27 protein-coding genes, 1 tRNA gene and 1 other RNA gene are annotated in these 26,789 nt (G+C 70.3%); 18 read left to right on the forward strand and 11 right to left on the reverse strand.

The annotated features are described in order from the left end of the window. Positions 1-42: 42 nt before the first annotated feature. A complete protein-coding gene (locus IC63_RS06970; protein WP_036718391.1) occupies positions 43-711 on the reverse strand; it encodes a 50S ribosomal protein L25/general stress protein Ctc in 669 nt (222 codons plus the stop codon). Positions 712-878: 167 nt separating this feature from the next. On the opposite strand from IC63_RS06970, the gene IC63_RS06975 reads away from it, so the two are divergent. Then, positions 879-1,703: an alpha/beta fold hydrolase gene (locus tag IC63_RS06975; RefSeq protein WP_036718393.1), complete on the forward strand. Its 825-nt coding sequence runs from the start codon at positions 879-881 to the stop codon at positions 1,701-1,703. A 10-nt stretch (positions 1,704-1,713) separates the two neighbouring features. Here IC63_RS06975 and IC63_RS06980 read toward each other — a convergent pair whose 3' ends face one another. Both IC63_RS06980 and IC63_RS16940 read right to left on the reverse strand, forming a co-directional pair. Continuing rightward, positions 1,714-2,877, reverse strand: coding sequence for an alpha-hydroxy acid oxidase (locus IC63_RS06980; protein ID WP_036718397.1), 1,164 nt, complete (start codon positions 2,875-2,877; stop codon positions 1,714-1,716). Between the two features lie 12 nt (positions 2,878-2,889). Beyond that, positions 2,890-3,426 (reverse strand): hypothetical protein, encoded by a 537-nt coding sequence (locus IC63_RS16940; protein ID WP_156965396.1) that lies wholly within the window; start codon positions 3,424-3,426, stop codon positions 2,890-2,892. Between the two features lie 107 nt (positions 3,427-3,533). Here IC63_RS16940 and IC63_RS06990 point away from each other — a divergent pair, with 107 nt between their 5' ends. The 4 genes from IC63_RS06990 to IC63_RS16945 all read left to right on the forward strand — a co-directional run bounded on the left by IC63_RS06990 (position 3,534) and on the right by IC63_RS16945 (position 8,749). Continuing rightward, on the forward strand, positions 3,534-4,118 hold the full coding sequence (locus tag IC63_RS06990) for a TetR/AcrR family transcriptional regulator (RefSeq protein ID WP_036718399.1): 585 nt from the start codon (positions 3,534-3,536) through the stop codon (positions 4,116-4,118). A 7-nt stretch (positions 4,119-4,125) separates the two neighbouring features. Next, the gene (gene dnaG, locus IC63_RS06995; RefSeq protein ID WP_052041935.1) at positions 4,126-6,039 is read left to right on the forward strand and encodes a DNA primase; all 1,914 of its coding nucleotides are present in this window, start codon (positions 4,126-4,128) and stop codon (positions 6,037-6,039) included. 139 nt (positions 6,040-6,178) lie between these two features. Continuing rightward, a complete protein-coding gene (gene rpoD, locus IC63_RS07000) occupies positions 6,179-8,170 on the forward strand; it encodes an RNA polymerase sigma factor RpoD (RefSeq protein ID WP_036718401.1) in 1,992 nt (663 codons plus the stop codon). Positions 8,171-8,329: 159 nt separating this feature from the next. Next, on the forward strand, positions 8,330-8,749 hold the full coding sequence (locus IC63_RS16945) for a BLUF domain-containing protein (RefSeq protein ID WP_052041936.1): 420 nt from the start codon (positions 8,330-8,332) through the stop codon (positions 8,747-8,749). A gap of 9 nt (positions 8,750-8,758) precedes the next feature. On the opposite strand, the gene IC63_RS07010 is transcribed toward IC63_RS16945, so the two are convergent. Next, positions 8,759-9,331, reverse strand: coding sequence for an NADPH-dependent FMN reductase (locus tag IC63_RS07010; RefSeq protein ID WP_036718404.1), 573 nt, complete (start codon positions 9,329-9,331; stop codon positions 8,759-8,761). A 75-nt stretch (positions 9,332-9,406) separates the two neighbouring features. On the opposite strand from IC63_RS07010, the gene rmuC reads away from it, so the two are divergent. The 4 genes from rmuC (at position 9,407) to ribD (ending at position 12,814) form a co-directional block, all read left to right on the forward strand. Next, positions 9,407-10,822, forward strand: a complete 1,416-nt coding sequence (gene rmuC, locus IC63_RS07015; RefSeq protein WP_084115595.1) for a DNA recombination protein RmuC — start codon at positions 9,407-9,409, stop codon at positions 10,820-10,822. Next, a complete protein-coding gene (locus IC63_RS07020) occupies positions 10,823-11,245 on the forward strand; it encodes a secondary thiamine-phosphate synthase enzyme YjbQ (protein WP_036718405.1) in 423 nt (140 codons plus the stop codon). It begins immediately after the preceding gene. A 110-nt stretch (positions 11,246-11,355) separates the two neighbouring features. Continuing rightward, complete coding sequence (gene nrdR / locus IC63_RS07025) at positions 11,356-11,820, forward strand: transcriptional regulator NrdR (RefSeq protein ID WP_036718406.1); 465 nt, start codon at positions 11,356-11,358, stop codon at positions 11,818-11,820. 13 nt (positions 11,821-11,833) lie between these two features. Further along, positions 11,834-12,814, forward strand: coding sequence for a bifunctional diaminohydroxyphosphoribosylaminopyrimidine deaminase/5-amino-6-(5-phosphoribosylamino)uracil reductase RibD (gene ribD, locus IC63_RS07030; protein WP_036718461.1), 981 nt, complete (start codon positions 11,834-11,836; stop codon positions 12,812-12,814). 56 nt (positions 12,815-12,870) lie between these two features. Here the strand turns inward: ribD and IC63_RS07035 are convergent, their stop codons facing one another. From IC63_RS07035 to IC63_RS07045, 3 genes are all read right to left on the reverse strand, one after another. Then, positions 12,871-14,871: a capsular polysaccharide biosynthesis protein gene (locus IC63_RS07035; protein ID WP_036718408.1), complete on the reverse strand. Its 2,001-nt coding sequence runs from the start codon at positions 14,869-14,871 to the stop codon at positions 12,871-12,873. Between the two features lie 12 nt (positions 14,872-14,883). Next, positions 14,884-16,038: a polysaccharide biosynthesis/export family protein gene (locus IC63_RS07040; protein ID WP_052041937.1), complete on the reverse strand. Its 1,155-nt coding sequence runs from the start codon at positions 16,036-16,038 to the stop codon at positions 14,884-14,886. A gap of 83 nt (positions 16,039-16,121) precedes the next feature. Further along, positions 16,122-17,471 carry a capsule biosynthesis protein gene (locus IC63_RS07045; RefSeq protein ID WP_084115597.1) on the reverse strand — a complete coding sequence of 450 codons (1,350 nt, stop codon included), beginning with the start codon at positions 17,469-17,471 and terminating at the stop codon, positions 16,122-16,124. Positions 17,472-17,674: 203 nt separating this feature from the next. Between IC63_RS07045 and IC63_RS07050 the strand changes: the two genes are divergently transcribed. The 7 genes from IC63_RS07050 (at position 17,675) to IC63_RS07080 (ending at position 22,940) form a co-directional block, all read left to right on the forward strand. After that, entirely contained in the window at positions 17,675-18,268 is a 594-nt protein-coding gene (locus IC63_RS07050) for a riboflavin synthase (protein ID WP_036718412.1), read from the forward strand. Positions 18,269-18,442: 174 nt separating this feature from the next. Further along, positions 18,443-19,027, forward strand: a complete 585-nt coding sequence (locus tag IC63_RS07055) for a hypothetical protein (protein WP_036718415.1) — start codon at positions 18,443-18,445, stop codon at positions 19,025-19,027. Next, the gene (gene ribB / locus IC63_RS07060) at positions 19,017-20,132 is read left to right on the forward strand and encodes a 3,4-dihydroxy-2-butanone-4-phosphate synthase (RefSeq protein ID WP_036718417.1); all 1,116 of its coding nucleotides are present in this window, start codon (positions 19,017-19,019) and stop codon (positions 20,130-20,132) included. The genes IC63_RS07055 and ribB overlap by 11 nt, the downstream gene beginning before the upstream one ends. A gap of 7 nt (positions 20,133-20,139) precedes the next feature. Continuing rightward, positions 20,140-20,712 (forward strand): 6,7-dimethyl-8-ribityllumazine synthase, encoded by a 573-nt coding sequence (locus tag IC63_RS07065; RefSeq protein ID WP_036718419.1) that lies wholly within the window; start codon positions 20,140-20,142, stop codon positions 20,710-20,712. Next, the gene (gene nusB, locus IC63_RS07070) at positions 20,709-21,176 is read left to right on the forward strand and encodes a transcription antitermination factor NusB (RefSeq protein WP_036718422.1); all 468 of its coding nucleotides are present in this window, start codon (positions 20,709-20,711) and stop codon (positions 21,174-21,176) included. Before IC63_RS07065 ends, nusB begins: the two co-directional genes overlap by 4 nt. A 70-nt stretch (positions 21,177-21,246) precedes the next feature. Then, the gene (locus tag IC63_RS07075) at positions 21,247-21,558 is read left to right on the forward strand and encodes a hypothetical protein (RefSeq protein ID WP_036718424.1); all 312 of its coding nucleotides are present in this window, start codon (positions 21,247-21,249) and stop codon (positions 21,556-21,558) included. A 440-nt stretch (positions 21,559-21,998) separates the two neighbouring features. Continuing rightward, positions 21,999-22,940, forward strand: a complete 942-nt coding sequence (locus tag IC63_RS07080; protein WP_036718425.1) for a DUF481 domain-containing protein — start codon at positions 21,999-22,001, stop codon at positions 22,938-22,940. Positions 22,941-23,049: 109 nt separating this feature from the next. Here the strand turns inward: IC63_RS07080 and ssrS are convergent. Further along, a non-coding RNA gene (gene ssrS, locus IC63_RS19295) (6S RNA) lies at positions 23,050-23,208 on the reverse strand. A gap of 140 nt (positions 23,209-23,348) precedes the next feature. Between ssrS and IC63_RS07085 the strand changes: the two genes are divergently transcribed. After that, the gene (locus tag IC63_RS07085) at positions 23,349-23,816 is read left to right on the forward strand and encodes an MmcB family DNA repair protein (RefSeq protein WP_036718465.1); all 468 of its coding nucleotides are present in this window, start codon (positions 23,349-23,351) and stop codon (positions 23,814-23,816) included. Positions 23,817-23,820: 4 nt separating this feature from the next. Here the strand turns inward: IC63_RS07085 and IC63_RS07090 are convergent, their stop codons facing one another. Then, entirely contained in the window at positions 23,821-24,051 is a 231-nt protein-coding gene (locus tag IC63_RS07090; protein ID WP_036718426.1) for a DUF6324 family protein, read from the reverse strand. A gap of 104 nt (positions 24,052-24,155) precedes the next feature. Here IC63_RS07090 and IC63_RS07095 point away from each other — a divergent pair. Further along, positions 24,156-24,232, forward strand: a tRNA-His gene (locus tag IC63_RS07095). Between the two features lie 295 nt (positions 24,233-24,527). Here IC63_RS07095 and xylB read toward each other — a convergent pair. Together xylB and IC63_RS07105 are read right to left on the reverse strand one after the other, a co-directional pair. After that, the gene (gene xylB / locus IC63_RS07100) at positions 24,528-25,955 is read right to left on the reverse strand and encodes a xylulokinase (RefSeq protein WP_036718428.1); all 1,428 of its coding nucleotides are present in this window, start codon (positions 25,953-25,955) and stop codon (positions 24,528-24,530) included. A 71-nt stretch (positions 25,956-26,026) separates the two neighbouring features. Then, on the reverse strand, positions 26,027-26,789 hold a 763-nt coding region (locus IC63_RS07105; protein WP_036718466.1), incomplete at its 5' end, for a phospholipase D-like domain-containing protein.

Raw genomic sequence — 26,789 nt, forward strand, 5'->3', positions numbered from 1 at the left:
GCGGCGCCGCGGCGCCGCCCCTGAAAGTTCGGACAGGGTCGGTCACTCGGCGTCGGTCGGCGCGACGTCGGGGTCCATCTCGGTCGTCTCGACGACCTCGCCCTCGCCCTCGCCGCCGTCGGCGTTGTCCTCGGACCGCAGGCCCGAGGGCGCAGCGATGTTGGCGATGACGAAGTTGCGGTCGATGGTCGGCTTGGCGCCGGCCGGCAGCTCGATGTCGCTGATGTGGATCACGTCACCGATCTTCTTGCCCTTGAGGTCAACGGTGATGTGGTCCGGGATGTCGGACGCGGTCACCACCAACTCGACCTCGGGGCGCACAACCACCAACGTGCCGCCGCGCTTGAGGCCCGGCGCTTCCTCGTGGTTGATGAAATCGACGTGGATGAACAGGTTCACCCGCGTGTTCCGGTGCAGGCGCATCAGGTCGATATGGGTCGGCAGGTCCTTGACCACGTCGCGCTGGACGCCGCGGCAGATGACGCGGACGTCGTCCTGGCCCTCGACCTTGAGGTTCCACAGCGTGGACATGAAGCGTCCCGCGCGCAGCTTGGTCAGCAGGGGGTTGAAGTCGAGCTGGATCGGCGTCGGGTCCTTGCCGTTGCCGTAAACGATACCGGGCACCTTGCCATTGCGGCGAGCTTGACGGGCGGCCCCCTTGCCTGTCCCCGTGCGTGCCTCGGCCACCAGATCAGGGATCTCTTTGGCCATTGCTATGTTCCTTTCAGGTTTCATCCGGCCGCCTCCAAGGGTGTCTTGGCCGGAAGCCGCGCCTATAGCGCAGCCGCGCCGGGATGGAAAGCGCCATTCCGGCCGGGGAACCGCTGTGGTTGCCGTCACGTTCGGGACCTGCAATCGCAGGCAGAACGGAGCATCCCATGTCCTGGATCGAAACCGACGACGGCGTGGGGGTTTACACCAAGGACTGGGGCGAGGGCAGGCCCGTCGTCCTGATCCACGGCTGGCCGCTGTCGGCGGATTCGTGGCAACATCAGGCCCGCGCGCTGGTCCAGGCGGGCTATCGGGTGGTGAGCTATGACCGGCGCGGCTTTGGCCGGTCGGACCAGCCGCTGGGCGGTTATGACTATGACACGCTGGCCGACGACCTTTCCGCGGTCATGGACGCGCTGGAACTGGACGGCGCCGCGCTGGTCGGCTTTTCGATGGGCGGCGGAGAGATCGCCCGCTGCATGTCCCGCCACGCCGGCAAGGGGGTGGAGCGGGTGGCGTTCCTGTCCTCGGTCGTGCCGGGGCTCTTGCAATGCGAGGACAACCCCGACGGGGCGACGCCGCAGATGATCGACCAGATCAAGGAGGGCATCGTCCAGGACCGGCCCGCCTTCCTGCAAAGTTTCCTCAAGCTCTTCTACGGCGTCGGCGCGTTCCGCAGCCCGGTGAGCCAGGCGGTGCTGGACTGGAACTGGGGGATCGCGCTGCAGGCGAGCCCGCTGGCGACGACGGCTTGCGTCGATGCCTTCGGGATGACCGACTTCACCCCAGACATCGCCCAGATCGGCTGTCCGGTGCTGATCATGCACGGCACCGCCGACGGGCCTGCCCCCCACACGGCGACGGGGCTGCGGCTGTCGCGGATGCTGCCGCGGGCGCGCTATGTGGAGCTGCCGGGCGCGCCGCACGGCATCCTCGAAACCCACGCCGCCGAGGTGAACGCGGCGCTGCTTGATTTCCTGGGGCAGCGCTAGGCCCGGCAGGTCAGGCGTATTCGTCCTGCCACGCCGCCGGCACGAAGACATTGTGGCGGCCGACATTGTGGATGTCGCGTTCGCCGCACAGCGCCATCGAGATGTCCAGCTCCTTGCGGATCACCTCGAGCGCCGCGGTCACCCCGGCCTCGCCCATCGCGCCCAGGCCGTGGACGAAGGCGCGGCCGATCCAGGTCGCGTGCGCTCCCAGCGCCAGCGCCTTCAGCACGTCCTGGCCCGAGCGGATGCCCGAATCGAGGTGGATCTCGATCCGGTCGCCCACCGCCTCGACGATCTCGGGCAGCACCCGGATCGAGGACAGCGCCCCGTCCAGCTGCCGGCCGCCGTGGTTCGACACGACGATGGCGTCGGCGCCGAAATCGGCGGCGATCCGGGCGTCGTCGGCGTCGAGGATGCCTTTCAGGACCAGCTTGCCGCCCCACATGTCGCGGATGCGGGCGATCTTCTGCCAGTCAAGCTGCGGGTCGAACTGCTCGGCCGTCCAGCTGGCGAGGTTGGCGGTGTCCGTCACCCCCTTGGCGTGACCGACGATGTTGCCGAAGAACCGCCTTTTGGTCCGCAGCATCTCCATCCCCCAGCGCCAGCGGGTGGCGAGGTCGGCGATCGACGAGGGGGTCAGCTTGGGCGGCGCGCTCAGCCCGTTCTTCAGGTCCTTGTGGCGCTGGCCCAGGATCTGCAGGTCCAGCGTCAGCACCAGCGCCGAACAGCCCGCGGCCTTGGCCCGGCCGATGATGTTTTCCAGGAATTCCTGGTCCTTCATCACGTAAAGCTGGAACATGAACGGTTTGGTCGTGAGCGCGGCCACGTCCTCGATCGAACAGATCGACATGGTGGACAGGCAGAACGGGACGCCGAACTTCTCGGCCGCGCGGGCGGCCTTGATCTCGCCGTCGGCGCGCTGCATCCCGGTCAGCCCGACCGGGGCGAGCCCCACCGGCATGGTGACCGGCATCCCGATCATGTCCGAGGCGATGTTGCGGTTCGACATGTCCACCGCAACCTTCTGGCGCAGGCGGACCTTCTGGAAGTCCGACGTGTTCTCGCGGAAGGTCTGTTCGGTGTAGCTGCCCGATTCCGCATAGTCGTAGAACATGCGCGGGGTGCGCGCCTTGTGCATCCGCTTGAGGTCGTCGATGCAGGTGATCACGGGCATGGGGCGCTCCGGTCAGGGTTGGGGTTTGCAGGGGACGGCGGCCGGATCGGCGGTGCCGGGCGGGCAGTCGGGCCGGGGCATCGTGGCGCCGACCGGCTCGTCCCCCAGCGCGCGGGCGCGGTCGCGCAGGGCGCGGATGCGGGCGGCGGTGGCGGGGTCGGTGGTGTCCGCGCGGCCAGCGGTGGGGCCAGCGGAGGGGGCCGCGGTGCCGGTGTCGGTACGCGGCGGCTGGGCCGCGGGCAGCTCGGTCCGCGCGAGAGCGTCGGCGCGGCGCTGCAGGTCGGTGGCGCGATCCCCCAGCGCGGGGGCGTCGCTGACCGTACGGCGGGCGGCCTGGGCCCGGGCCTCGGCCGCGGCGCGGCGGGCGTCGAGCGCGGCGCCCACCGCCTCGGGATCGGCGGCGGCGTCGCCGGCATGGTCCGGGATTGCCGGCGGCTGGTTCAGTTCCGACAGCGGCAGCAGGCGCGGATAGTCGGCCTCGTCCGGCTGGGCGCAGGCGGTCAGCGCCATCATGGCAAGCAGGGCGATACGGGCGGGGCGTCGCGACATCGCGTCACGATAGCATCCGGTGCCTCAGCGGCAACCCGCAGCGACGGCGGGGAGCGAGCCCTGACGCCGCGCTTTCCCCGCGGCCGCCGTTGGCCTAGAAACGCCCGATGGCCCGCACCCAAGGTTCCCGCGCCGAGATCACCGGCCCGCTCGTCCGTCAGGCCGCGCGGCGGCTGTTCGCGCGCCACGGCTATGCCGCCGTTTCGATGCGCCAGATCGCGGCGGCCGTCGGGGTTCAGGCGGGCGCGCTCTATGCCTATACGCCCGACAAGCAGGCGCTGCTGGCCGATCTGCTGCGCGACCATATGGAGCTGCTGCTCGCCGCCTGGGAGGATGAGGGTGGCGATCCGCTGGCGCGGCTGGAACGGTTCGTGCGCTTTCACATCGGCTATTCGCTGGACCACCCCGACGAGGTGTTCCTCAGCTACATGGAACTGCGGAACCTCACCCCCGACAACCACGCCGCCATCGCCGCCCTGCGCGGGCGCTATGAAACCGCGCTGGCCGACATCCTGCGCGCCGGCGCCGAGGCGGGCGTGATGCGCGTCGCCGATGCGCGGCTGGCGGCGATGGCGCTGATCGCGATGCTGACCGGCGTCACCAACTGGTTTCGCGAGGGTGGGCGGCTGGACCGCGCGGCAGTGGCCGACCATTACTGGACGCTTGCCCGCGGGGCGGTCGGCGCGGGATGATCGGGACATGAGTCTGCCGCCCGGATTTCTCGACGACCTGCGCGCCCGCGTCCCGATCAGCCGGATCGTCGGGCGGCGGGTGACGTGGGACCTGCGGAAATCGAACCAGGCCAAGGGCGACTGGTGGGCGCCCTGTCCGTTCCATTCGGAGAAGACCGCTTCGTTCCACGTCGATGACCAAAAGGGGTTCTATTACTGCTTCGGCTGCCACGCCAAGGGCGACGCGCTGGGGTTCCTTCGCGAGGCCGAGGGGATGGGCTTTCTGGACGCCGTCGCCGTCATGGCCGCCGAAGCCGGCGTGCCGATGCCGGAACGCAGCCCGCGCGAACAGGCGCAGACCGACCGCCGCACCGAACTGACCGCGGTGATGGACCGCGCCGTGCGTTGGTTCCGGCTGCAGCTGCAGACCGGGGCGGGGGCCGCCGCCCGCGACTATCTCGCGGGGCGCGGGCTGGACGGCGCGGCGCTGGACCGCTTCGAGATCGGCTTTGCCCCGGACCTGCGGCAGGGGCTGATCCGGCACCTGACCGAGGCCGGCATCCCCGAGGCGATGGCGGTCGAGGCCGGTCTGGCGATCAAGCCGGATGCCGACGGGGGACGCGCGGGGCGCGATGGAGGCGCACCCTATGACCGCTTTCGCGGCCGGATCATCTTTCCGATCCGCGACGGGCGCGGCCGCTGCATCTCGTTCGGCGGCCGGGCGATGGACCCGAACGCGCGGGCCAAGTACCTCAACGGCCCCGAAACGGCGCTGTTCGACAAGGGGCGCAATCTCTACAACCTCGGGCCGGCCCGGGCGGCGGTGGCCAAGGGCCAGCCCCTGATCGTGGCCGAGGGCTATATGGACGTCATCGCGCTGGTCCGCGCGGGGATCGAGGGCGCCGTCGCGCCGCTGGGCACCGCGATCACCGAGGATCAGCTGCGGCTCATGTGGCGGGTCTCGCCCGAACCCGTCATCGCGCTGGATGGCGATGCGGCGGGCCTGCGGGCGGCGATGCGGCTGATCGACCTGGCGCTGCCGCTGACCGGGCCGGGGCAGGCGCTGCGCTTTGCGCTGCTGCCGCCGGGGCAGGACCCGGACGATCTGATCCGCGCCGGCGGCCCCGGGGCGATTCGGGCGGTGCTGGACCAGGCCCAACCGCTGGTCGACCTGCTGTGGCGGCGCGAAACCGAGGGCCGCAGCTTTGACAGCCCCGAACGCAAGGCGGCGCTGGACAAGACGCTGGCCGACGCCATCGCCCGCATCCCGGATACCGCCACCCGCGACCACTATGCCGCGGAACTCAAGCGCCAGCGCTGGGCGTTGTTTGCCCCCGCCCGGACCGAACGCGGCCGCTTTGCCCGCCGCGGCGAGCCGCCGCCGCCCGTGCCGCAGACCCGCGCCTCGACGCTGGTCGCGGCCGATCCGGGCGAGGCGCTGATCGAGGCGGTGATCCTCGCTCTCTGCGCCACCCATCCCGACCTGATCCCGCGGGTGGAATCGCGGCTGGAACGGCTCGACCCCGCCGATCCGGGCCGCGCGGCGCTGGTCCACGACCTGCTGGCGGGGGTTTCCAGCGCCCAGGGGCGGGCCGCCCTTGACGCGATCATGGGCGATCCCCATGTCCGCTCGGCTCCGGCCATCGCCCACCCGGTCTCGGCCGGGGACGCGGCCGAGCCGATGCTGCTGAACGCCCTGGACCGGATCGAGGCGCACCGTTCCGCGCGCGAGGAAGTCGCCCGCGCCGAGGCCGAGATCGAGGGGCTGGCCGACGAGGGGCTGACCTGGCGGGTGACGCAGTCGACGCGCGCGCGCCAGCAGGCCGACCACCCGGACCTGGGCGGCGACAGCGGCGTGGTGGGGGATCAGCGGTCGCTGGCCGACCAGTTCGCCGCCGCCCGCGCCCAGGCCGAAGCGCTGATCCGTGACCGCCGCCGCTGAGCGGCGTATCAGTTAACGAATCGGTAACCCCCTGTCGCTTTGACCGGGGCGCCCGATTCTAATAGAAATCGCCGATAATCCGGCTCGATTCGGGGCGAATCAGTCGCCCGACCGAATCACTCGCAAGAAGGACACGCCCATGGCCAAGGACGACGACGACAAGCCGGAAGCCAAGGATGACGACCACCCGCTGGACATGAGCCAGGCCGCCGTCAAGCGCATGATCGCCGACGCGCGCGAGCGCGGTTATATCACCTATGACCAGCTGAACACGGTCCTGCCACCCGACCAGGTGTCCTCGGAACAGATCGAGGACGTCATGTCGATGCTGTCCGAAATGGGCATCAACGTCATCGAGGACGAAGAGGCCGAGGAGGCCGAGCAGGGCGGGGCGGTTGTCCCGACCTCGACCTCGCGCGAGGTGGCGGTGGCCACCACCGAAACCGAAAAGCTCGACCGCACCGACGACCCGGTGCGGATGTATCTGCGCGAGATGGGCTCGGTCGAACTGCTGTCGCGCGAGGGCGAGATCGCCATCGCCAAGCGGATCGAGGCCGGCCGCAACACGATGATCGCAGGGCTGTGCGAAAGCCCGCTGACCTTCAAGGCGATCACCATGTGGCGCCAGGAACTGCTGAACGAAGACATCCTGCTGCGCGACGTCATCGACCTGGAAACCACCTTCGGCCGCTCGATGGGCGAGGAGGAAGAGGGCGAGGAAGACCTGCCGGCCGACCTGCCGCTGGGCGAGACCGCGGCGGCTGAGCGAACGGCGGAATGGGGCGGCGGCGAAGAGGTCGACGCCGACGGCAACCCGATGCGCCGCGAGGACAGCGACGACGACGAGGATGACGGCCAGAACCTGTCGCTGGCGGCGATGGAGGCGAGCCTCAAGCCGCGGGTGCTGGAAACGCTGGAAGCCATCGCCCGCGACTATGAACAGCTGGCCGACATGCAGGACCAGCGCATGTCCGCGACCCTGAACGAGGATGCCAGCTTTTCGGCCAAGGACGAGGCCGCCTATCAGAAGCTGCGCAGCGAGATCGTCGCGCTGGTCAACGAACTGCACCTGCACAACAACCGCATCGAGGCGCTGGTCGACCAGATCTATGGCATCAACCGCCGCATCGTGACGATTGATTCCGGCATGGTGAAGCTGGCCGACGCGGCGCGGATCAACCGGCGCGAATTCATCGACGCCTATCGCGGCGCCGAACTGGACCCGTCCTGGACCGACCGCATGGGCCAGAACAAGGGCCGCGGCTGGCAGGCACTGTTCGAACGCTCGCGCGACCAGGTGGACAGCCTGCGGTCGGAAATGGCGATGGTCGGCCAGCATGTCGGCGTCGACATCGAGGAGTTCCGCCGCATCGTGAACCAGGTCCAGCGTGGCGAGAAAGAGGCGCGCCAGGCCAAGAAGGAGATGGTCGAGGCGAACCTGCGGCTGGTCATCTCGATCGCCAAGAAATACACCAACCGCGGGCTGCAGTTCCTTGATCTCATTCAGGAAGGGAACATCGGCCTGATGAAGGCGGTGGACAAGTTCGAATACCGCCGCGGCTACAAGTTCTCGACCTATGCGACCTGGTGGATCCGGCAGGCGATCACCCGGTCCATCGCCGACCAGGCCCGCACGATCCGCATCCCCGTCCACATGATCGAGACGATCAACAAGCTGGTCCGCACCGGCCGCCAGATGCTGCACGAGATCGGCCGGGAACCCACGCCCGAGGAACTGGCCGAAAAGCTGCAGATGCCGCTGGAGAAGGTCCGCAAGGTGATGAAGATCGCCAAGGAGCCGATCAGCCTCGAGACCCCGATCGGGGACGAGGAGGACAGCCAGCTCGGCGATTTCATCGAGGACAAGAACGCGGTCCTGCCGCTGGATTCCGCCATTCAGGAGAACCTGAAGGAAACCACGACGCGGGTGCTGGCCAGCCTGACCCCGCGCGAGGAGCGGGTGCTGCGGATGCGCTTTGGCATCGGCATGAACACCGACCACACGCTGGAAGAGGTCGGCCAGCAGTTCAGCGTGACCCGCGAGCGCATCCGCCAGATCGAGGCCAAGGCGCTGCGCAAGCTGAAACACCCGTCGCGGTCGCGCAAGCTGCGGTCGTTCCTGGATCAGTAAAGACTGGGCCGGCCCCTTAGGGCCGGCAACTTGCCCCAGCGTCAACCCGCGCGGTCAACTTTTGATGTGTTGCGCGGGCCAGTGGCGCGCGCCTAAACCTAGGGCGCGCCACGAAAAAACCGCCCCGGGCGCGCGAGTCTCCCTTCAGTATCCCGGCCGATGTTCGACATCTCCTTCATCCTCTATCGAAGCGAAACCGACGTGGCACCGGGATCGCCGATGGCGCGCCAGATCCTCAGCGAGGCCGAGGCGCGGAACGCCGCCAACGACCTGACCGGCTTTCTCCATCACGAGGAAAACTTCTTCTTCCAATGGCTGGAAGGCCCGGCAGCGCCGCTGGAAGAGGTCGCGATGATGATCCAGCGCGATCCGCGCCACCGCTACATGACGTTCCTGTGGCGCGGCGCAGCCGATGACCGGCAGTTCGGGGAATGGCGGATGGGCTATTCGACCCACGACGACGATTCGATCATGACCTGGCTGGCGCAGAACCCGGTCGCCCAGCGGGAAAAGCGCGCCTATGCCTCGTCGGTGCTGGCCTTCCTGCAGCGTCGCAACGAGGCCGCGCGGGGCCGGTAGGCCCCACCCTCACTTGCCGGACGACAGCCGCGCCACGTGGCGGGCGAAGGCGTCGGCATAGGCGTTCATGAACGCGGCCGTCTGGTCGTTCACCACCGTCCCGTCAGGGCCGAAATCCTCGGGCTTGAAGGACAGGTAGAACTCCGGATGGCCCATCACGATCATTCCCAGCGTCACCATCTGCGCCTTCAGATGGACCTGCGCCGCGGCCGTGCCGATCGCCCCGGGCGAGGCGCCGATGCAGGCGGCGGCCTTGCCGGCCCAGCTGGATTTCCCCTGGGGCCGGCTGCCCCAGTCCAGCGCATTGCCCAGCAGCCCGGGCACGGCGCGGTTGTATTCCGGCGTCACCAGCAGCACGGCATCGGCGGCAGCGACCTGCGCCTTGAACCGCTCGACCGGCGCCGGCCCCCCCGCGTCGGTCCACAGATCGTCGTTATAGAGCGGCAGGTCCCCGATCTCGACGAACGCGAACGCCAGCCGGTCGGCGGCCAGCGCGGCCAGCGCCCGGGCCAGCCGGCGGTTGACCGACCCGGCGCGCAGGGACCCCACGAGAACGGCGACGCGAGGGAAAGAGCTGGGCATGAGAGATTCCTGACCTGAACGCGGTTGCAAAACCAGACCAAATCACGAACATTGGCCCAAATTCGAGGGACAACTATGCAGCCGCTGATCGGAAAAGCGCAAGCCGCCTGGGCGGATCTCGCCACGGTGCAGGCCGGGGCGCTGCTGCTGGTGCTGGCCTTCCTGATCGCGCTGGCGCTAAGCATCGCGCGCGGCCGCAGCCTCAGGCGCGACCGCGCCGCCTTTGCCCGCGACAGCCACGAAGCCGCCCTGCGCGAGACGGAATCGCGCGCCCGCATCCAGGCCCAGGCCGACCGGCTGGAGCTGATGTCCGACGAACGCGACGAATTGCGCGACGCGCTGCATATCTCGCGCGAGACGGTCGAGGCAGTGCGGCGCGATCTCGCCGCCAGCCACGCCGCGGCGGAAAAGGAACGCGAGGCGGCGGCCCGTGAGCTGGCGCTGCTGCGCGAGCTGCGGGACGAGATGACGGGGCAGTTCCGGGTGATGGCCGACGAATCCCTGCGCCGGCAGGGGGCGGATCTGGAAAAGACCCACTCCGAACGGCTCGCGGCGCTGCTGACGCCGTTCCGCGAACAGGTGCAGCGGTTCGAAACCGAACTGGCCCAGCGCAGCAAATCCACCGACGAGGAACGCGCGGCGCTGCGCGAACAGATCGAGGGGCTGCACCGCCGGTCCGAGGAAATCGGCCGCGACGCGGTCGCGCTGACCCGGGCGCTGAAGGGCGAGAAGCAGCGCCAGGGCGCCTGGGGCGAGATGATCCTCGAACGGGTTCTGGAAGGCTCGGGGCTGGAACGCGGCACGCATTACCAGGTGCAGGCCAGCTTCCGCGACGAGGACGGGCGGCAGTGGCGCCCCGACGTGCTGGTGCGGCTGCCGCAGGACAAGGTGCTGGTGATCGACAGCAAGGTCTCGCTGAACGACTATGAACGGGCGGTCAATGCCGAGGACGCCGCCGACCGCGACGCGGCCCTGCGCCGCCACGTCGCCGCGATCCGCAGCCATATCCAGACCCTGTCCGGCAAGGGCTATCACGCCGTCGATGCAGCCTCAGTCGATTACGTGCTGATGTTCATCCCCGTCGAGGGCGCGTTCTCCGAGGCGATGCGCGTCGATCCCGAGCTCGCCGCCTTTGCGCTGGACCGGCGGGTCGGGCTGACCACCCCCACCACGCTGATGCTGACGCTGCGCACGGTGGACCATATCTGGACCGTCCAGCGGCGCGAGACGAACGCCGTCGAGATCGCCCAGCGGGCGGGGGCGCTGTATGACAAGCTTGCGGGTTTCGTGGAATCGATCGAGGGCGTCGGCAAGGCGCTGGGCGACGCGCAGAAGGCGCATGGCCAGGCGATGGACCGGCTGACCCGCGGGCAGGGCAACGTGATCCGGCAGGTCGAGATGCTGCGCACGCTCGGCGCCCGCACCACCCGGCGGCTGGCGCTGGACCACGACGCCGAGGATGCGCCGCGGCAGCTTGACGCGGGCGAATAGATGCAGGGCCGGCTGACCCTTTCCACCCACGGCCCGGCCTGTCACGAGATCACCGGGCAGATGGCGGCCTGGCTGCGGGACATCGGCGCCCGCGACGGGGTGCTGATGGCGTTCGTCCAGCACACCTCGTGCAGTCTGCTGGTGCAGGAAAACGCCGACCCGGACGTCCAGCACGACCTGCTGGCGTGGCTCGACCGGATCGCGCCGCCGGCGGACCATCCCGCGATGGGCTATCTGCGACATCGCGACGAAGGGCCGGACGACATGCCGGCGCATCTCAAGGCGGCGATCCTGCCGGTCAGCCTGACGATCCCGGTCGAGGCCGGGCGGATGCGGCTGGGACGGTGGCAGGGGGTCTATCTGGTGGAACATCGCACCGCGCCGCACCGGCGCCAGGTCGCGCTGACCTCCGCGGCGCTATAGCTTTCGCGCCACAGGCCGCCACGCTGCATCTGGTGGCGCGTGAGGCCGGCTACCCAAAGCCTTCGGGTGATGTATAGTCCCGGTGTCCAAGGCTGATCCGGGGTCAATCCATGCGCTGTCCGTTCTGCGGAAATGTCGATACGCAGGTCAAGGACTCGCGCCCGGCCGAAGACAACGTCGCCATCCGCCGCCGTCGCTTCTGCCCGGCCTGCGGCGGGCGCTTCACCACCTATGAACGGGTGCAACTGCGCGACCTGGTGGTCATCAAGTCCAGCGGCCGGCGCGAGGATTTCGACCGCGACAAGCTGGCCCGCTCGATCCGCATCGCCATGCAGAAGCGCCCGGTGGAGCCCGAGCGGCTGGACCAGATGATCTCGGGCATCGTGCGGCGGCTGGAAAGCATGGGCGAGACCGACATCTCCTCCAAGGTCATCGGCGAGATCGTGATGGAGACGCTGGCCCGCATCGACACCGTGGGCTATGTGCGGTTTGCCAGCGTTTACAAGAACTTCCAGGCGGCAGACGATTTTGACCGCTTCGTGTCGGAACTGCGCCCGGCCGACAGTGACGGCTGACGACGCAGCGCACATGGACCACGCGCTGCGGCTGGCGCGGCGCGGCCTGGGGAATGTGTGGCCGAACCCTGCGGTCGGCTGCGTGCTGGTCCGCGAGGGTCGCATCGTCGGCCGCGGCTGGACCCAGCCGGGCGGCCGGCCCCATGCGGAACGGATGGCGCTGGACGCGGCCGGCGCGGCGTCGCGAGGGGCGACGGCCTATGTCACGCTGGAACCCTGCGCCCATCACGGTCGCACCCCGCCCTGCGCCGAGGCGCTGATCGCCGCCGGCGTCACCCGCGTGGTCAGCGCCTTGACCGACCCCGATCCGCGGGTCACCGGGCGCGGCCATGCGATGCTGCGCGCGGCGGGCATCGCGGTGACCGAGAGCGTGCGGGCCGATGCGGCGGCGGCGCTGCAGCGCGGGTTTCTGACACGCGTCACCTTGGGGCGACCGATGGTTACGCTGAAGCTCGCGACCAGCTTCGACGGGCGGATCGCCACCGGCTCGGGGGAAAGCCGCTGGATCACCGGCGAGGCGGCGCGCCGCCATGTGCATGCGCTGCGGCTGACCCACGACGCGGTGATGGTCGGCGGCGGCACCGCCCGCGCCGACCTGCCGGCGCTGAACATCCGCGGCTTCGGCGCGGTCCGCCAGCCGGTGAGGCTGGTGATCGCCAACGCCCCGATGCCCGATCTGCCGCCCGAGGACGCCGCGCACGGCCCGCTGTGGGTGCTGCCCGGCCCGCTGCCCGAGGCGCTGGCGGAACTCGGCCGGCGCGGGCTGACGCGCGTGCTATGCGAGGGCGGCGGGCAGCTCGCGGCCGGGCTGCTGGGCGCGGGGCTGGTGGACGAGCTGGTCGGCTACACGGCCGGCGTCCTGCTGGGCGGGGACGGCCGCGCCGCGGTCGGCCCGCTGGGGCTGCAGCACCTCTCTGATGCGCCGCGCTTTCGCCTCGCCGAAGCCCGCCCGCTCGGCGGCGATCTGTTCCACCGCTGGGTCCGGCACGCGTAGCGCTTCGGGCGGTTGCAAATATCCTCCGGGGGTCCGGGGGTGGAAAACCCCCGGCCTCAGCGCCGCCAGATCCAGGCCTGCCCGGCCAGCGCCCCCTGCAGCTTGGCCAGCCAGCGCAGCGCCGGCGGCCCCAGCCGCAGCGTCGGGTCGGCCAGCCGCGCCAGCGCCGTCTCGACCGGGCAGGGCAGGCCGCTGACCGGATCGCGATAGCGCGGATAGGCGACCAGCGCCGCATGGACCAGCCCCGCCAGATCGGGCCGGGCGAGGCGCCGGCCGGGGATCGGCCCAAGGTCGCGGGTCAGGCCCCAGCCGGCATAGAAGGGCGCGCCCAGCGTCACCACGGGCTTGCCGCGGATCAGCGCCTCGAAGCCCAGCGTCGAGGTGATCGTCCAGATTTCATCCACCGCGTCGATCAGCGCTGCCGCCGGCGCCGCCGTCGCCGTCAGATCGGCCAGACCGGCCAGGTCGGACGCCGCGACCGCGCCGGGACGCAGCCCGGCCTCGACATCGGGGTGCGGCTTCCAGACGATCAGCGCGCCGGGGTTCTCGGCCCGGACCCGGCGCAGCAGTGCGAGGTTGCTCCGCTCCTCCCCCGCGCCCAGGCGGATCGAGGCGTCGTCCTCGACCTGCCCCGGCACGAGGATGACCCGCCGCCCGTCACGCGGGATGGCAGGCAGCGTCCCGGCCAGGTTGTATTTCGTCACCGCCTCGGCGCGCAGCCGGGCGATCAGCGCCTCGGCCCGCGCCCGTCCCCCGGGCGGCAGGGGCGCTGCGATCAGCCGTTCCAGCCGGCTCTCGCGGGTCGGGTCGTAGTAGATGCCCAGGTCGTCGGCGACCAGCGACAGCGGCGGCACCAGCTGCGCGCCCAGCCCGCGCGAGCGCAGGAACCCGTCCTCGACCCGCGCCGCCTGGCAGGCGTCCGCCGCGCGGTTCGCCCAGGCGAGCGTCACCTGCGGCGAGGGCCGGTCGGTGAACCGCACCCCCGCGCCGTTGCCGAAGGTCGCGGCGATGGCGCGGCGTTTCCACAGTCGCATCCCCAGCGCGAGATGCCCGTCGCGGTCCTCGCGGAAGGCGCGCGTCTCGGCTTCGATCTGGCGCAGGGCGCCATCGAAATCCGTCAGCCGGTTCAGGCAGGGATCGTACCAGACCGGCGCCATCAGGTGCGACGCGGCGAACAGGGCCTGGACGGTGGCCCGGCCGGCGCGGCGCGGGATCGGGGTTGCGTCCTCGGTCAGCCCCCAGCCGGCATAGAAGGGCTGGCCGAACAGCCGCGGCCGGTGCCCCGCCAGCAGCGCCTCGTAGCCCAGCTGCGAGCTGACAGCGTAGACCGCTGCGGCGTTATCGACCAGCCGCCAGGGCGAGACGGGCGTGTCGCAAAAGACCTCGCCCGGCCGCAGGTCGGCGCGGGTGAAATGGCCGGCGCGATGGCCGGCGGCGGTTTCGGGATGGCTGCGGATGACCAGCGGAACGCCCGGGTGTTCGTCCCGCGCGGCCTGCAGCATCCGCAGGAATTCCGCGCGTCCCGCGCCCCGCAGCGAGGCGTCGCCGCGGGTCTGGTCCACGACCAGCACATAGCCCGGCGGCGGGGCCGCGGCATCGGGACGATGGGCATTGTATTTCGACAGATCGGCGGCGCGCAGCCGGGCCAGCGCCGCTTGCGCTGCGTCGCGCATCGCCGCGGCCTCAGGCGAGGCCGCCAGCGTCTCGATCAGCGACGGCTGCGACGGATCGAAATGCAGCCCCAGCGGGTCGATCATCAGCCCCACCGGTCCGCGCCGGCCGATGGCCGAGCGGTCGCGGCCGGGCAGGACCGAGCGGAGGAACGCATCCTCGACCGTCACCACCGGCGCGCCGGTACGGGCGGCCAGGGCGCGGCCGCGCCCGGCGGTCGGGCTCGCGCCCCAGATGCCCACCGCGTCGCCGGGACCGGGCCGGCCAACCGCCAGCCGCCAGCCGGCGAGCGTCAGGATGCGGCGCAGCCGGGGTCGGGTCAGGAACCCGCCATTCAGAACGAAAAGCCGCCGGGCGCTGGTCCCGGCGGCGAGGTCGTCAGGCAACCGACCGGCCCGTCAGTTCACGGTGTTGTTCAGCGCGTTGGCCGTGCCCGCGGCGCCGGTGATCGCGCCCAGCGTCTTTTGCCACTGCACATAGGGCGCCTCGGTCACATAGACCGTGTCGCCGTCGCGGATCATGAAGTCGCGGGCCAGGAACAGCCCGTTCGGCCGGGTCAGGTCCAGCACATAGGCCATGCGCTGGTCGCCATAGACGTCCTGCCCCAGCACGTTGCGGGCGACCGACATCGGCTCGTCGCGCAGCACGAACACGCCGGTCGGGTCGGCGAGGTTTGAACTGAGCCCGCCGACCATCGCGATCGCCTCGATGGCGTTGATCTGTTCGGACCCCAGCGGCACCTTGGTCTGACCGCCCAGCGCGCCCAGCGCGGTGAAGCTGCGCTGGTCCTCTTCCACCAGGATTACGTCGCCGGGGCGCAGCGCCACGTCAAAGCGCGGGTTCGCATACAGGTCCTTGAGCCAGACGCGCCCGGTATTGCCGCCGCGCTTGACCGTCACCACCGCGACCTCGGGGTCGATCGACACGCCGCCGGCCTTGGCCAGCATCGCCGACAGGGTGCGCGTCGGCCGCTCGATCGGGAACACGCCCTGGCCGTTGACCTTGCCCATCACCGACACGGTCGCGCCGTCGCCGGCGATCCGGGTCACCGTTACCTGCGGGTCCGGGGTCTGGGCCGACAGGCGCGAGGTGATGAGGCGGCGCAATTCGTCCGGGGAATTGCCGGCCGCCTTCACCCGACCCGCGTAGGGCACGAAGATATAGCCGGCGCTGTCCACCTGCAGCTCCTGCAGGTTGGTGTTCGATTGGCCCAGGGAGGCCAGCAGCCCGTCATCGACGTTTTCCCAGATCGTCAGCCCCAGCACGTCGCCGGGCCGGATTTCATCCGCGCCCACCGATCCGGCCGAGGTGAAGTCCGAGCCGAAGCCGTAGGACGGCGCAAACGACGCCGCCCGGGCGACGTGGTCGTTCACATAGATGATGTGGGTGTTGCCGCCGCGTTCGACGGCGCCCTGGAAAATCTCGTTCTTGTTCGGCCCCGACCGGGGCAGCGCGCAGGCGGCAAGCAGGACGACCGAGGCGAGTGCGGCGAACCGCAGGCTGCGCCGCGCCGAAACGCCCGCCGGAATGAGGGAAAAATCAACCACGTCCATTTACTCCTGTCCGCTCCGGGCGAATCTGCGTTGCCTCGTCATTGTGCCCGACCTTATCGGGTCAGGATCGTCATTTCCATGCATCAGCGCGGGTCCGGTTCCATCTGTTGCCGATTCGTTGCCCGGCCGCCTTCCAGCGCCGCATAGGGGTCGTCGGGGTCCAGCATCATGTCCACCACCAGCCGCAACGCATGCGCCCGCGACCGGGCGGCGTAGAACCCGCCCGGGACCTGGCAGGTATCCAGCAAATAGTTGCGATAGTCGCGATAGCGCCGGGTGTCGGGCGGATCCGGGCGGACGAGAAACTCGTTCAGGCTCTGGTCCGACACCAGCCCCGGCTTGGCAAAGACCGACCGTCCCATCGCCTTGACCGGCAGCCCGCGCCACAGCGCCTGCTGGGCCGAGGTGGAATTGATCGTGACGACCGCCCGCGCCTGCGACAGCAGCGCCGCCAGCTTGCCGCCCTGCACCAGGTGGACGCGCTTTTCGACCCCGCGGGCGCGGGCCTGTTCGCGGATCGTCTGTTGCAGCGCCGCGCGCCCATCCTCCAGCGGGTGGGCCTTGAAGACGATGTGGTGATGGCGCGGCGCCGACCGGGCAAAGGCGTCCAGCACCTCGGCGGTGAACTCGGACATGCGGCGATAGGGCGAGTGGGCGAGAAAGCTCGAATCGTGTTCCAGCTGCATCAGCACCAGCACATAGGGAAACCCGGCCGACCGGATCCGCTGCCCCTGCCGCCAGCGCCGCGCGGCATCCAGGGGCGAGAGCAGGAAGCGGCGCAGGTTCAGCCTGAATTCCCGCCACAGGGTGATGTCGCGATGCGAGGTGAAGCCGGGATAGCGGCGGTTCGAGGTCAGGACGAGGAAATGATACAATGCCCCATAGAACTTGTGCTGGCGCATGTCGCCCCAATGCGCGGGGGGCCGGTTGATCTCGTCGCCGAATTCCCGCTGCGCCGCGCGCATGTGATCGAGGCTGATGTCCATCAGCGCCGAAAAGCCGTTCGAGCCGCCGCGTTCATAGGTGATCCAGAAGGGGCGCAGATAGCCTTCCTCGAAGACATGCAGCACCAGCCCGCGTTCGGCGGCCGCCGCCCGCGCCGCGGCGTGGATCGGGCGGACGTCGCCATACAGCACGATGTCGGTGACGCCCTTTTCGGTGATGATCCGGTCGAGATGGGCGGGCCAGTCCGCGGCCGGGCCGGGATGGGGCAGGAAGCGGTCAGGCAGGCTCCAGAACCAGGCATCTCCGGCGTTGAAGCCGACCCGCCAGACCTCGGCGCCGGCATCGTGCAACAGCCGGCCCAGCCGGTCGAAGAACGGACCGTGCGGCCCCTGCAGCAGCAGGAACACGCGGCGATCCGCGGAGAGGCTCGCGGCGGGCGGGACCGGCGACAGGGGCGCTGCGTCGGGTCGTGGGTCGCGAGCGTTCATGCGCCAAGGGTCCGTCGGTCGTGCGGGGTCCGGGGGGCCGGCTGCCCGCGAATCGTTCAGTTCCCATATGCGCATACGCGAATGCGGCCATCCGGGCGAGTCCCGCATGACGATGTGCCGCCGCGGCGCGGTGCTTGCGTGTTCGCCGCGCTGCCGTCATGGTTTCGCGCGGGCAGAAAAGGAACGGCGAGAGGGTCAGGCGCATGTTCACCGGAATCATCACCGATATCGGCCGCGTCACGGCGGTCGAGATGCGCGGCGACATGCGGGCCCGGATCGCCTGCAGTTACGACATGGCGGGGGTGGAGCTGGGCGCCTCGATCGCCTGCGACGGGGTCTGCCTGACGGTCGTGGACAAGGGCGCCGACTGGTTCGACGTGGACATCTCGGCCGAGACGCTGAGCAAGACGAATATCGGCGCGAATGGCTGGTCGGTCGGCCAGCGGATCAACCTGGAACGGGCGCTGCGCGTGGGCGACGAACTGGGCGGGCATATCGTGTCGGGCCATGTCGACGGCGTGGCGCCGATCGTGTCGGCGGTGCGCGAGGGCGACAGCCTGCGGCTGGTGCTACAGGCGCCGGCGCATCTGGCGCGCTTCATCGCGCCCAAGGGGTCGGTGGCGCTGAACGGCACCTCGCTGACCGTGAACGAGGTCGACGGCGACCGCTTCGGCATCAACCTGATCCCGCACACCCAGGCCGTGACGACCTGGGGCGAGGCGCGCGAGGGCGACGCGGTGAACCTCGAGATCGACACCCTGGCGCGCTATGTCGCGCGGCTGGCCGAGGCGGGATAGGCCGGCGGGGCAGGCAGGCGCAGGCATGCGGGCGGGCGCAGGCAGGCGGGCAGGGCAGTGCCCCGGACCGGGGGTTTCACACCCCCGGACCCCCGTGGGATATTTGCGACCGCCCGAATGCGTGTCGTCGCGGCGTCTCTTTCGCAGCGCCGGTTCCTGCGCTAAGCCCGGATCATGCTGAACCAGACCACCCCCGGCATCGGCCATAACCGCAGCCCGTCCAGCGACGGGGCGGGGTTCCGTGCGCATTGCTGGCGCGTGGCGCGGGCCGAGCTGCTGGGCCCGCGGCTGCCGATCGAGGTCGTGCGGTCGCAGGTCGCGCGGGCTAGGGCGCTGGGGCTGGATTACAAGACCTATGCCGGGGTGCGGGCGACCACCGGGCGCGATCTGGTGGCGTTCCTGTATTCCTCGAACGCGCTGGGCGTGTTCCGCGACGGGCGCGCGCCCGCGGCGCCGGTCGTCGCACGCATCGCCGCCAGCGCCGCCCGGCCGCATCTGGCGGCCTCGCCCGGCCTTGACCCGGCGGCGCTGGGCGCCGTCATCGCCGCGCAATCGGCCATCGCGCTGCCCGCGTTCGGCGCCAGCTGGGGCGCGATGCGCGACGGGATGAAGCGCTGGCTGCGGGCTCAGGGCCTGCCCGGCGACGCCGTGCTGATGATCGGCGAGACCGACCACGAACGTGAGATCATGGCCGCCGCGGGGCTGGCCGGGTTTCTTGCCGGACAGACCTACTTCAACGGACAGACCCATGCAGTATGAACAGCCCGGACCCGTCGAGCGCGACTGGTCGGACGCCATCTCCGGCATCGAGGAGATCATCGAGGACGCCCGCAACGGCCGGATGTTCGTGCTGGTCGATCACGAGGACCGCGAGAACGAGGGCGACCTGGTGATCCCCGCGCAGATGGCAACGCCGGATGCGATCAACTTCATGGCGATGCACGGGCGCGGGCTGATCTGCCTGGCGCTGCCCGCCGCGCGCATCGACGCCCTTGGGCTGCCGCTGATGAGCCCGAAGAACTCCAGCCGGCACGAAACCGCCTTCACCCTGTCGATCGAGGCGCGCGAGGGGGTGACGACCGGGATTTCCGCCCATGACCGGGCGCGGACCATTTCGGTCGCGATCGACCCGACCAAGGGCGCCGCCGACATCGCGACGCCGGGCCACGTCTTTCCGCTGCGCGCCCGCGACGGCGGCGTGCTGGTGCGCGCCGGCCATACCGAGGCCGCTGTGGACATCGCCCGGCTGGCCGGGCTGAACCCGGCCGGGGTGATCTGCGAGATCATGAACGAGGATGGCAGCATGGCGCGGCTGCCCGACCTGGTGGCCTTCGCGCAGAAGCACGGGCTCAAGATCGGCACCATCAGCGACCTGATCGCCTATCGCCGCCGCCACGACAACTTGATCGCCGAACGCGACCAGCGCACCGTTACCGCGCATGGCGGCGAATGGACGATGCGAGTCTTTGCCGACGAGACCCAGGGCGCCGAGCATATCGTGCTGACCCAAGGCGACCTGACCGCGCCCGGTCCGGTCATGGTGCGGATGCACGCGCTGGACCCGCTGCATGATGTGCTCGGCGTCAGCCGCGAGCGCGCCGGAGACCTGCCCACCGCGATGCGGATGATCGCCGACGAGGGCCGCGGCGTCGTCGTGCTGCTGCGCGACCTGTCACCGCTGCTGCCGCGCGCGGGCGAGGCCTCGCCGCACACGCTGCGGCAATACGGCCTTGGCGCGCAGATCCTGTCGGCGCTGGGGCTGCGCGAGCTGGTGCTGCTGACCAACTCGGCCCCGGTCAAGGTGGTGGGGCTTGACGCCTACGGGCTTTCCATCCATTCCACCCGACCGATCCCGCAGGACTAGGACGACGATGGCCGCGCTGACCGAACATACCATCCTGCCGCTGCCGGCCTTCGACGCGCCGGTGCGGCTGCTGATCGTGGTGGCGCCCTATTACCGCGCCATCGCCGACGGGCTGATCGCCGGCGCGCGGGCCACGGCCGAGGCCGCGGGCGCCGCGGTCGATCTGGTCGAGGTGCCGGGCGCGCTGGAAATCCCCACCGCCATCGGCATGGCCGGGCGGCTGGCGAATTACGATGCCTATGTCGCGCTCGGCTGCGTGATCCGCGGCGAGACGACGCATTACGAGACGGTGTGCAACGACAGCTCGCGCGGGCTGACCCTGCTGGGGCTGCAGGGGCTGTGCATCGGCAACGGCATCCTGACGGTCGAGAACATGGACCAGGCCGAGGTCCGCGCCGATCCGAACGGCCAGGACAAGGGCGGCGGCGCGGCCGCGGCGGCGCTGCACCTGGTGGCGCTGCACCGCCGCTGGGCCGGCGCCCGCCGCCCGGTCGGCTTCGGCCGCGACGAGCCGCGCGACGTGATCCGGCTGGCCGGCGAGCTGGACGGGATCAGCTCCTGCGGGGACCGCACCGCATGAGCGCCGCGAAACCCGATCGCCGCGCGCTCAGCGGGGCCGCCCGCATCTATGCCGTGCAGGCGCTGTTCCAGATGGAGGCCGCCGACCAGTCTGCCGACCGCGTCGCGCGCGAGTTCCAGGACTGGCGCATCGGCGTCGACTACGAGGAGGGCACCACGCCCGAGGCCGACGCGGCGCTGTTCGCCGGCATCCTCGACGGCGTGGTCGACCGGCAGGCCCGGATCGACCAGATGACCGACCGGGCGCTGGTGGCGAAATGGCCGATCGCCCGGATCGACCCGGTGCTGCGCGCGGTCTTCCGCGCCGCGGGGGCAGAGCTGGTCGCGGGGACGACCCCGCCGCGGGTGGTGATCTCGGAATATGTGGGCGTCGCGGACGCCTTCTTTCCCGACGGGCGCGAGACCCGCTTCGTCAACGCCGTGCTGGACCACATGGCGCGCGAGGCCCACCCCGAGTCGTTCTGACGCGCCACAAGACCGGTGACAGACGCCCTTCAGTTCCCTAGATTGGGGTTATCGCCACAAGGATGGTGCCATGCCCGAGCTGGTCAGACTGTATATTCGCAACGTGCTGCTGGGGCTGCTGCTGGCGGTCTGCTTCACCGCGCTGCTGATCGGCTTCGACGTCGCCAACCTGCGGCACCTGACGCTGGAAACCACCGGCGGCTGGCTCGCGATCCTTATGCTCGTGGTCTTCAACACCATCGTCTTTGCCGGGGTGCAGTTCGCCATCGCCGTGATGCGGCTGGCCGAACCCGAGGACCGGCCGCGCGGGGGCTATCGCGCCCCGGTGGTGACGGGCGAGGCCGTCACCGTCAAGGCAGGCGCCGCGTCGCGCCGCCGCTGAACCGTCACTTCGGATCGAGGGCCAGGGGGCCGGGCAACGACAGCCCGGCCCCTGGTCCGAGTCGACCCTTGTGTCCCCCGCGGTGAGCGGACGGGACGGGAAGGGGCAAGCGCCGGAATTGCGTCCGGATTGTGCGAGTTTTGCAACACGTTCGGCGCACATGCGTCGCGATTGTGTAAGTCTGCGACCTGACAGGGCGAAATCCGGCGGCCGCAGAACCCGTCGCAAGTGCGTGGTTTCGCGCGATTTTTGCATGGCTCACGCGACGCGCGGCGTTTTCGCCGGATCGTTTCCGCTTGGTTCCCTCACGAACTGTAACGAACCCGTGACCCGTACCCTTGGCCCTCCCAACCCTTCACCCTGACCAGGGGGCGGCCTAAATCCGTCTCGTAAGCGGCCGAGACCCAACCGGCCCTGAAATTTGGATCGAGAGGATCACGATGAACAAGTTTGCTCTTCTGACCAGCGCGTCCGCTCTGGCCGTCCTGCTGGGCGCCCCTGCCTTCGCGCAGACCGAAATCGCGACCGGCGCCAACGTCACCGGCGTGTCGGGCGTCAACGAGCGTCTGGACGACGTGCAGGACGCCGTCGAGGACGATTTCGCCCGCTCCGAGGACGCTGCGCGCTTCGGCCCGGCGGACCGCCGCACCGGCACCTTCGGTTCGGTCGCGCTGACCTATACCGGCCGCACCGGCAATACCGAGAACCAGGACTTCAGCCTGGCCGGTCGCCTGTCGCACAATGTCGGCCAGTTCCAGCAGTCGGTCGGCATCCTGCTCGAGTACGGCGAAGATGACGACGGCGACACCGATACCGAAAAGACCTCGGTCATCTATGACGGCAACTACTACTTCAACGACCGCTTCTATGCGTTCGCCCTGGGCCGCCTGGCGACCGACGGTATCGCTGACGACTTCGACGGCCTGACCAACGAAGAATTCCTGGAGCGTGACGGCCGCGTGATGCGCGATGCGTTCCTTGGCTTTGGTCCCGGCTACCGGATCATCAACAACGACACCACCGCGTGGCGCGTGCAAGCCGGTGTTGGTATCCGTTACACCAAGACCGTCAACACTTGGGACGACGTGAACGGCGTGGCCACCCCGGTCCTGGTTAGCGAAGACCAGACCGTGTCGGATACTTCGACCGGCTACATCGTGTCGTCGCGCTTCTACCACAAGTTCAACGACCAGTTCTTCCTGACCAACGACACCGACTATCTGACGTCGGATGCCAACGACGTGGCGACGAACGAACTGGGTCTGAACTTCAAGATGTCGGACGCCTTCGCGACCCGCGTGTCCTACAAGACCGAATACGTTTCGGACCGCGAGATCCGCACTGACAACACGCTAGGCGTGTCGCTGGTTTACGGCTTCTGATCGCTTCCCTCGGTCAGATGTCTCTCTGGGAAGGGCGGTCCTCGGGCCGCCCTTTTCGCTTTGCGGGCACGAAGAAAGGCCGCCCGGGAGGGGCGGCCTTGTCCATGTGGCGGGAACCGCAGCGACCGTGCCGGCGCAGGTTTTCCCGAAAGCCTGGAGTACCAGGTGGGCGCCGGGTAACGTGACCAGGGCCACGACAGAGCCAGCCCCCATCGAGAAATTATAGGCCAGTGGAAAAGATGGCCGATCACGGGAAGAGCAGAAACCCGCCGGAGCCCAAGCTAGGGTGCGACGGGCGGGGTTTCAAGGCGGCGCGGTCGGGTGTGCGCCACGGCATGCAAGGGGAAAGCCCCTGTCCAGCCCCGCCGCCCCTTGCGGGATGTTTCCCGTTCGTTCATGGTGGCGGGCATGGATGACGCACAGCCTCACGAGATGATGCCGGCGCAGCCGGGCTTCCGGCTCGCCCGTGGCGTCGCGCGGATGCTGATCGGCATGGGCCACGCCCCGCTGTGCGAATTCGTCCCCTCTGGCGGGCTGCGGGTCGACGTGATCTCGGTCGCGCCGTCGGGGGAAATCTGGATCGTCGAATGCAAGAGCTGCCGGGCCGATTTCACCGGCGACCGCAAGTGGCAGGGCTATCTCGACTGGTGCGACCGCTTCTTCTGGGCCACCGACTGCGATTTCCCGGTCGAGCTGCTGCCCGAGGGATCGGGCCTGATCGTCGCCGATGCCTACGGCGCCGAGCTGTCCCGCATGGCGCCTGCGGCCAAGCTCGCCGCGGCCCGGCGGGCGCGGGTGCTGCGCGACATCGCTCGCACCGCCGCCTGCCGGCTGGTGCGCAGCACCGATCCGCAGGCATTTCCGGACATGATCTGACCGCTCAGCGCCGGCGCGGCTTGGCCCCGCCCTTGCCGGGCTTGCCGCCGCCCAGGATCTCGCGCGCGGCCTCGGCGGCGGCGAGCAGTTCCTCGGCGATCTCGGCGGCCTCGTCGGGGTCGAAATCCAGCGGCAGATCGACTCCGTCGCCTTCGACATAGATCCGCACCATCCCCTGGTCGGTCGGCCCGATCTGCAGGTTCGCGGCGATGTCGCTTTCGCTGTTGATCCCCATCGGCGCGGTCCTTTCCGTCTGATGCTCCCGGTCTAGCGACCGCGCGGCAGCGGGGCAAGATGCACTTGCATAGCCAGCGCCTTGGGGCTATCTCGTCGCCCTGTGCCGCCTTAGCTCAGTTGGTTAGAGCGCTAGATTGTGGATCTAGAGGTCCCCCGTTCGAGCCGGGGAGGCGGTACCATCCCCCAGCCCCGCCCGTGCCAGACTGACGCCCGTCTTCGCGGGCGCGTCGCGTCGCGGCGACGGCCGGACCCCGGCATTGCGGATCGGGTCGGCCAGCAGCCGCAGGCCGTTCAGAACCACCAGCAGCGTGCCGCCTTAGTGCCCCACCGAGGACCAGGCCCGCCGTCGCGACAAGCGGGGCGGGGATCGCCCAGGTCGCGACGGCGGCGACGGCCATGCCGATGAGGCTCAGGATGGTCAGGACGGTGCCCCCCGCCGGCGCAGGGGCAAGCCCGGCCGGTTCGGCGGCCCCGTCAGCGCCGGTAGAGCCCGCGGAAGCGGTCCAGTCCCGCGGCAAAGCCGTCGCGCAAAGCGGGATCGGGGGCGATCTCGGCCGCGATGCGGGGCGGCGTGCAGATCTCGGCCGGGGTCGTGCCGGTCGCGGCCATCATGCCCAGCCGCGCCGCGCCGAAGGCGGCGCCGAAATCGCCGTCCTGCGGCACCAGCAGCGGCAGGCCCAGCGCCGTCGCGATGGCGCGCAGCCAGTAATCCGACCGCGCCCCCCCGCCCAGCGCCAGCAGCGCCTGCGGATCGGACCCCGCCGCCCGCAGCGCGGCAAGGCAGTCGGCCAGTGCGAACGCCACCCCCTCCAGCACCGCCCGCGTGAGCGCCGCCCGGTCGGTCGAGGCCGACAGCCCAGCAAAGCCCCCCCGCGCCGCGGCATCGTTATGCGGCGTCCGCTCGCCCGAGAGATAGGGCAGGAACGCGACCTCTCCCGGCGGCTGCAGCGGGCCCAGATCGGCGGTGAGTTCGGCCGGGCGGGCGCCGGTGACCGAGGCCAGCCATTCCAGCGCCGCCGAGGCCGACAGGATCACCCCCATCTGGTGCCACATGCCCGGCAGGGCGTGGCAGAAGGCATGCACGGCGCTTTCGGGCCGCGGAAGATAGCGGTCGGTGGCGGCGAAGATCACGCCCGAGGTGCCGAGGCTGACGAAGCCCTGGCCCTCGGCCACGGTGCCGGCGCCGATTGCCGTCGCCGCGTTATCCCCCGCGCCGCCGGCGACCGGGATGCCCGCGGGCAGGCCCAGCTCCGCCGCCAGCGCCGGGCGCAGCCGGCCCGAGACCTCGGTGCCCTCGACCAGGTCGGGCATCTGGTCGCGGCGCATCCCCGAGGCGGCCAGCAGCGCGTCCGACCACTGCCGGGCGCCGGTATCCAGCCAGCTGGTGCCGGCCGCGTCCGACATCTCGGCTGTGTGGTCGCCGGTCAGCCACAGCCGCAGATAGTCCTTGGGCAGCAGCACGCGGGCGACGCGGGCGAAGCCCTCGGGTTCCTCCTCGGCCATCCAGACCAGCTTTGGGGCAGTAAAGCCGGGGAAGACGATGTTGCCCGACACCGCCCCGAACAGCGGATCCGCGTCCAGCCGCGCCGCCTGCGCGGCGCTGCGCGCATCGTTCCACAGGATCGCCGGGCGGATCACCGCGTCGGCCGCGTCCAGCGCCACCGCGCCGTGCATCTGCCCCGACAGGCCGACCCCCCGCACCCCGCCCAGATCGTGGCGCGCGCGCAATTCGGCCAAGGCCTGCCGGGTGGCGGCGATCCAGTCCGCGGGCGCCTGTTCCGACCAGCCGGGCCGCGGCCGCGAGACGGTGAGGGCTGCGGTCGCCGAGCCGACCACCGCCTGCGTCTCGTCCATCAGCATCACCTTGACGCCCGACGTCCCGAGGTCGATTCCCAGATACATCCCTGTCCCCCGACTTGCCCTGCAACCACCCTAGGATCGGATCGCGGGCGGCTGCAATCGCTGCCCCGGTCTCAGCGACGCCTGCGCGCCGACCGGCGCCAGGCGATCAGCCCCAGCGCCGCGGCGGCCCCCACGGCAAGGAACACGTGCCGGCCGGTCAACCCCAGCCGCGACTGCGCGCTGCGGCGATAGCGGGGATCGAACAGCCGGGTGTCGGACAGGAACCGACCCAGCAGCCCCGGTTCGCGCGGCTCGATCGGGACCAGCCGGCGCGGACCGTGGTTCAGCCTGTCCAGCGCGGCGATCATCCCGCCGGCGGCCTCGACCTGTTCGGGGGTGGCGCCCAGGTGCTCGGCCAGGCGTTCGTGGCGGATCGCGCGGATGCGGTCGCGGTCGCGCGCGGTGGTGGCCAGGACGGCGACGTCGGCCTCGGTGTCGAACCCCATCGAGCGGCGGTCGATGTTCGAGGACCCGACCCGCAGGATCTCGTCATCCGCGATCACCAGCTTGGCGTGGACATAGATCGGCGCACCCTCGGTGCTGACCGGCGACAGCAGCCGAAAGCGGCCGTGCCGGTCGGCGGCCTGCAGCGCCAGCATCAGCCGGCTGCGGGTGACGTGCATCGCCGCATCCTCGATCGCTCCCTGCGCCGCGGCGGGGTTGACCACCACCACCTCGGGGCCATCGGGTTCGGCCAGGCGGCGGGCGATGGCCTCGGCGATGCCGTCGGCCGCGAAATACTGCGACTCGATGTAGATCGAGCGGCGCGCGGCAGCGATCGAGTCGAGATACAGCCGCTCGATCTCGGCCACTGCGGGGGCGTCGGTCTCGGGC

The sequence above is a fragment of the Paracoccus sphaerophysae genome (genome assembly GCF_000763805.1).
Lineage (GTDB): Bacteria > Pseudomonadota > Alphaproteobacteria > Rhodobacterales > Rhodobacteraceae > Paracoccus > Paracoccus sphaerophysae.

Excerpts from the sequence above, each read along its gene's own strand:
- IC63_RS06970 (WP_036718391.1), bottom strand. The coding sequence starts at position 711 with ATGGCCAAAGAGATCCCTGATCTGGTGGCCGAGGCACGCACGGGGACA.
- IC63_RS06975 (WP_036718393.1), top strand. The coding sequence starts at position 879 with ATGTCCTGGATCGAAACCGACGACGGCGTGGGGGTTTACACCAAGGAC.
- IC63_RS06980 (WP_036718397.1), bottom strand. The coding sequence starts at position 2,877 with ATGCCCGTGATCACCTGCATCGACGACCTCAAGCGGATGCACAAGGCG.
- IC63_RS16940 (WP_156965396.1), bottom strand. The coding sequence starts at position 3,426 with ATGTCGCGACGCCCCGCCCGTATCGCCCTGCTTGCCATGATGGCGCTG.
- IC63_RS06990 (WP_036718399.1), top strand. The coding sequence starts at position 3,534 with ATGGCCCGCACCCAAGGTTCCCGCGCCGAGATCACCGGCCCGCTCGTC.
- dnaG (WP_052041935.1), top strand. The coding sequence starts at position 4,126 with ATGAGTCTGCCGCCCGGATTTCTCGACGACCTGCGCGCCCGCGTCCCG.
- rpoD (WP_036718401.1), top strand. The coding sequence starts at position 6,179 with ATGGCCAAGGACGACGACGACAAGCCGGAAGCCAAGGATGACGACCAC.
- IC63_RS16945 (WP_052041936.1), top strand. The coding sequence starts at position 8,330 with ATGTTCGACATCTCCTTCATCCTCTATCGAAGCGAAACCGACGTGGCA.
- IC63_RS07010 (WP_036718404.1), bottom strand. The coding sequence starts at position 9,331 with ATGCCCAGCTCTTTCCCTCGCGTCGCCGTTCTCGTGGGGTCCCTGCGC.
- rmuC (WP_084115595.1), top strand. The coding sequence starts at position 9,407 with ATGCAGCCGCTGATCGGAAAAGCGCAAGCCGCCTGGGCGGATCTCGCC.
- IC63_RS07020 (WP_036718405.1), top strand. The coding sequence starts at position 10,823 with ATGCAGGGCCGGCTGACCCTTTCCACCCACGGCCCGGCCTGTCACGAG.
- nrdR (WP_036718406.1), top strand. The coding sequence starts at position 11,356 with ATGCGCTGTCCGTTCTGCGGAAATGTCGATACGCAGGTCAAGGACTCG.
- ribD (WP_036718461.1), top strand. The coding sequence starts at position 11,834 with ATGGACCACGCGCTGCGGCTGGCGCGGCGCGGCCTGGGGAATGTGTGG.
- IC63_RS07040 (WP_052041937.1), bottom strand. The coding sequence starts at position 16,038 with ATGGACGTGGTTGATTTTTCCCTCATTCCGGCGGGCGTTTCGGCGCGG.
- IC63_RS07045 (WP_084115597.1), bottom strand. The coding sequence starts at position 17,471 with ATGAACGCTCGCGACCCACGACCCGACGCAGCGCCCCTGTCGCCGGTC.
- IC63_RS07050 (WP_036718412.1), top strand. The coding sequence starts at position 17,675 with ATGTTCACCGGAATCATCACCGATATCGGCCGCGTCACGGCGGTCGAG.
- IC63_RS07055 (WP_036718415.1), top strand. The coding sequence starts at position 18,443 with ATGCTGAACCAGACCACCCCCGGCATCGGCCATAACCGCAGCCCGTCC.
- ribB (WP_036718417.1), top strand. The coding sequence starts at position 19,017 with ATGCAGTATGAACAGCCCGGACCCGTCGAGCGCGACTGGTCGGACGCC.
- IC63_RS07065 (WP_036718419.1), top strand. The coding sequence starts at position 20,140 with ATGGCCGCGCTGACCGAACATACCATCCTGCCGCTGCCGGCCTTCGAC.
- nusB (WP_036718422.1), top strand. The coding sequence starts at position 20,709 with ATGAGCGCCGCGAAACCCGATCGCCGCGCGCTCAGCGGGGCCGCCCGC.
- IC63_RS07075 (WP_036718424.1), top strand. The coding sequence starts at position 21,247 with ATGCCCGAGCTGGTCAGACTGTATATTCGCAACGTGCTGCTGGGGCTG.
- IC63_RS07080 (WP_036718425.1), top strand. The coding sequence starts at position 21,999 with ATGAACAAGTTTGCTCTTCTGACCAGCGCGTCCGCTCTGGCCGTCCTG.
- IC63_RS07085 (WP_036718465.1), top strand. The coding sequence starts at position 23,349 with ATGGATGACGCACAGCCTCACGAGATGATGCCGGCGCAGCCGGGCTTC.
- IC63_RS07090 (WP_036718426.1), bottom strand. The coding sequence starts at position 24,051 with ATGGGGATCAACAGCGAAAGCGACATCGCCGCGAACCTGCAGATCGGG.
- xylB (WP_036718428.1), bottom strand. The coding sequence starts at position 25,955 with ATGTATCTGGGAATCGACCTCGGGACGTCGGGCGTCAAGGTGATGCTG.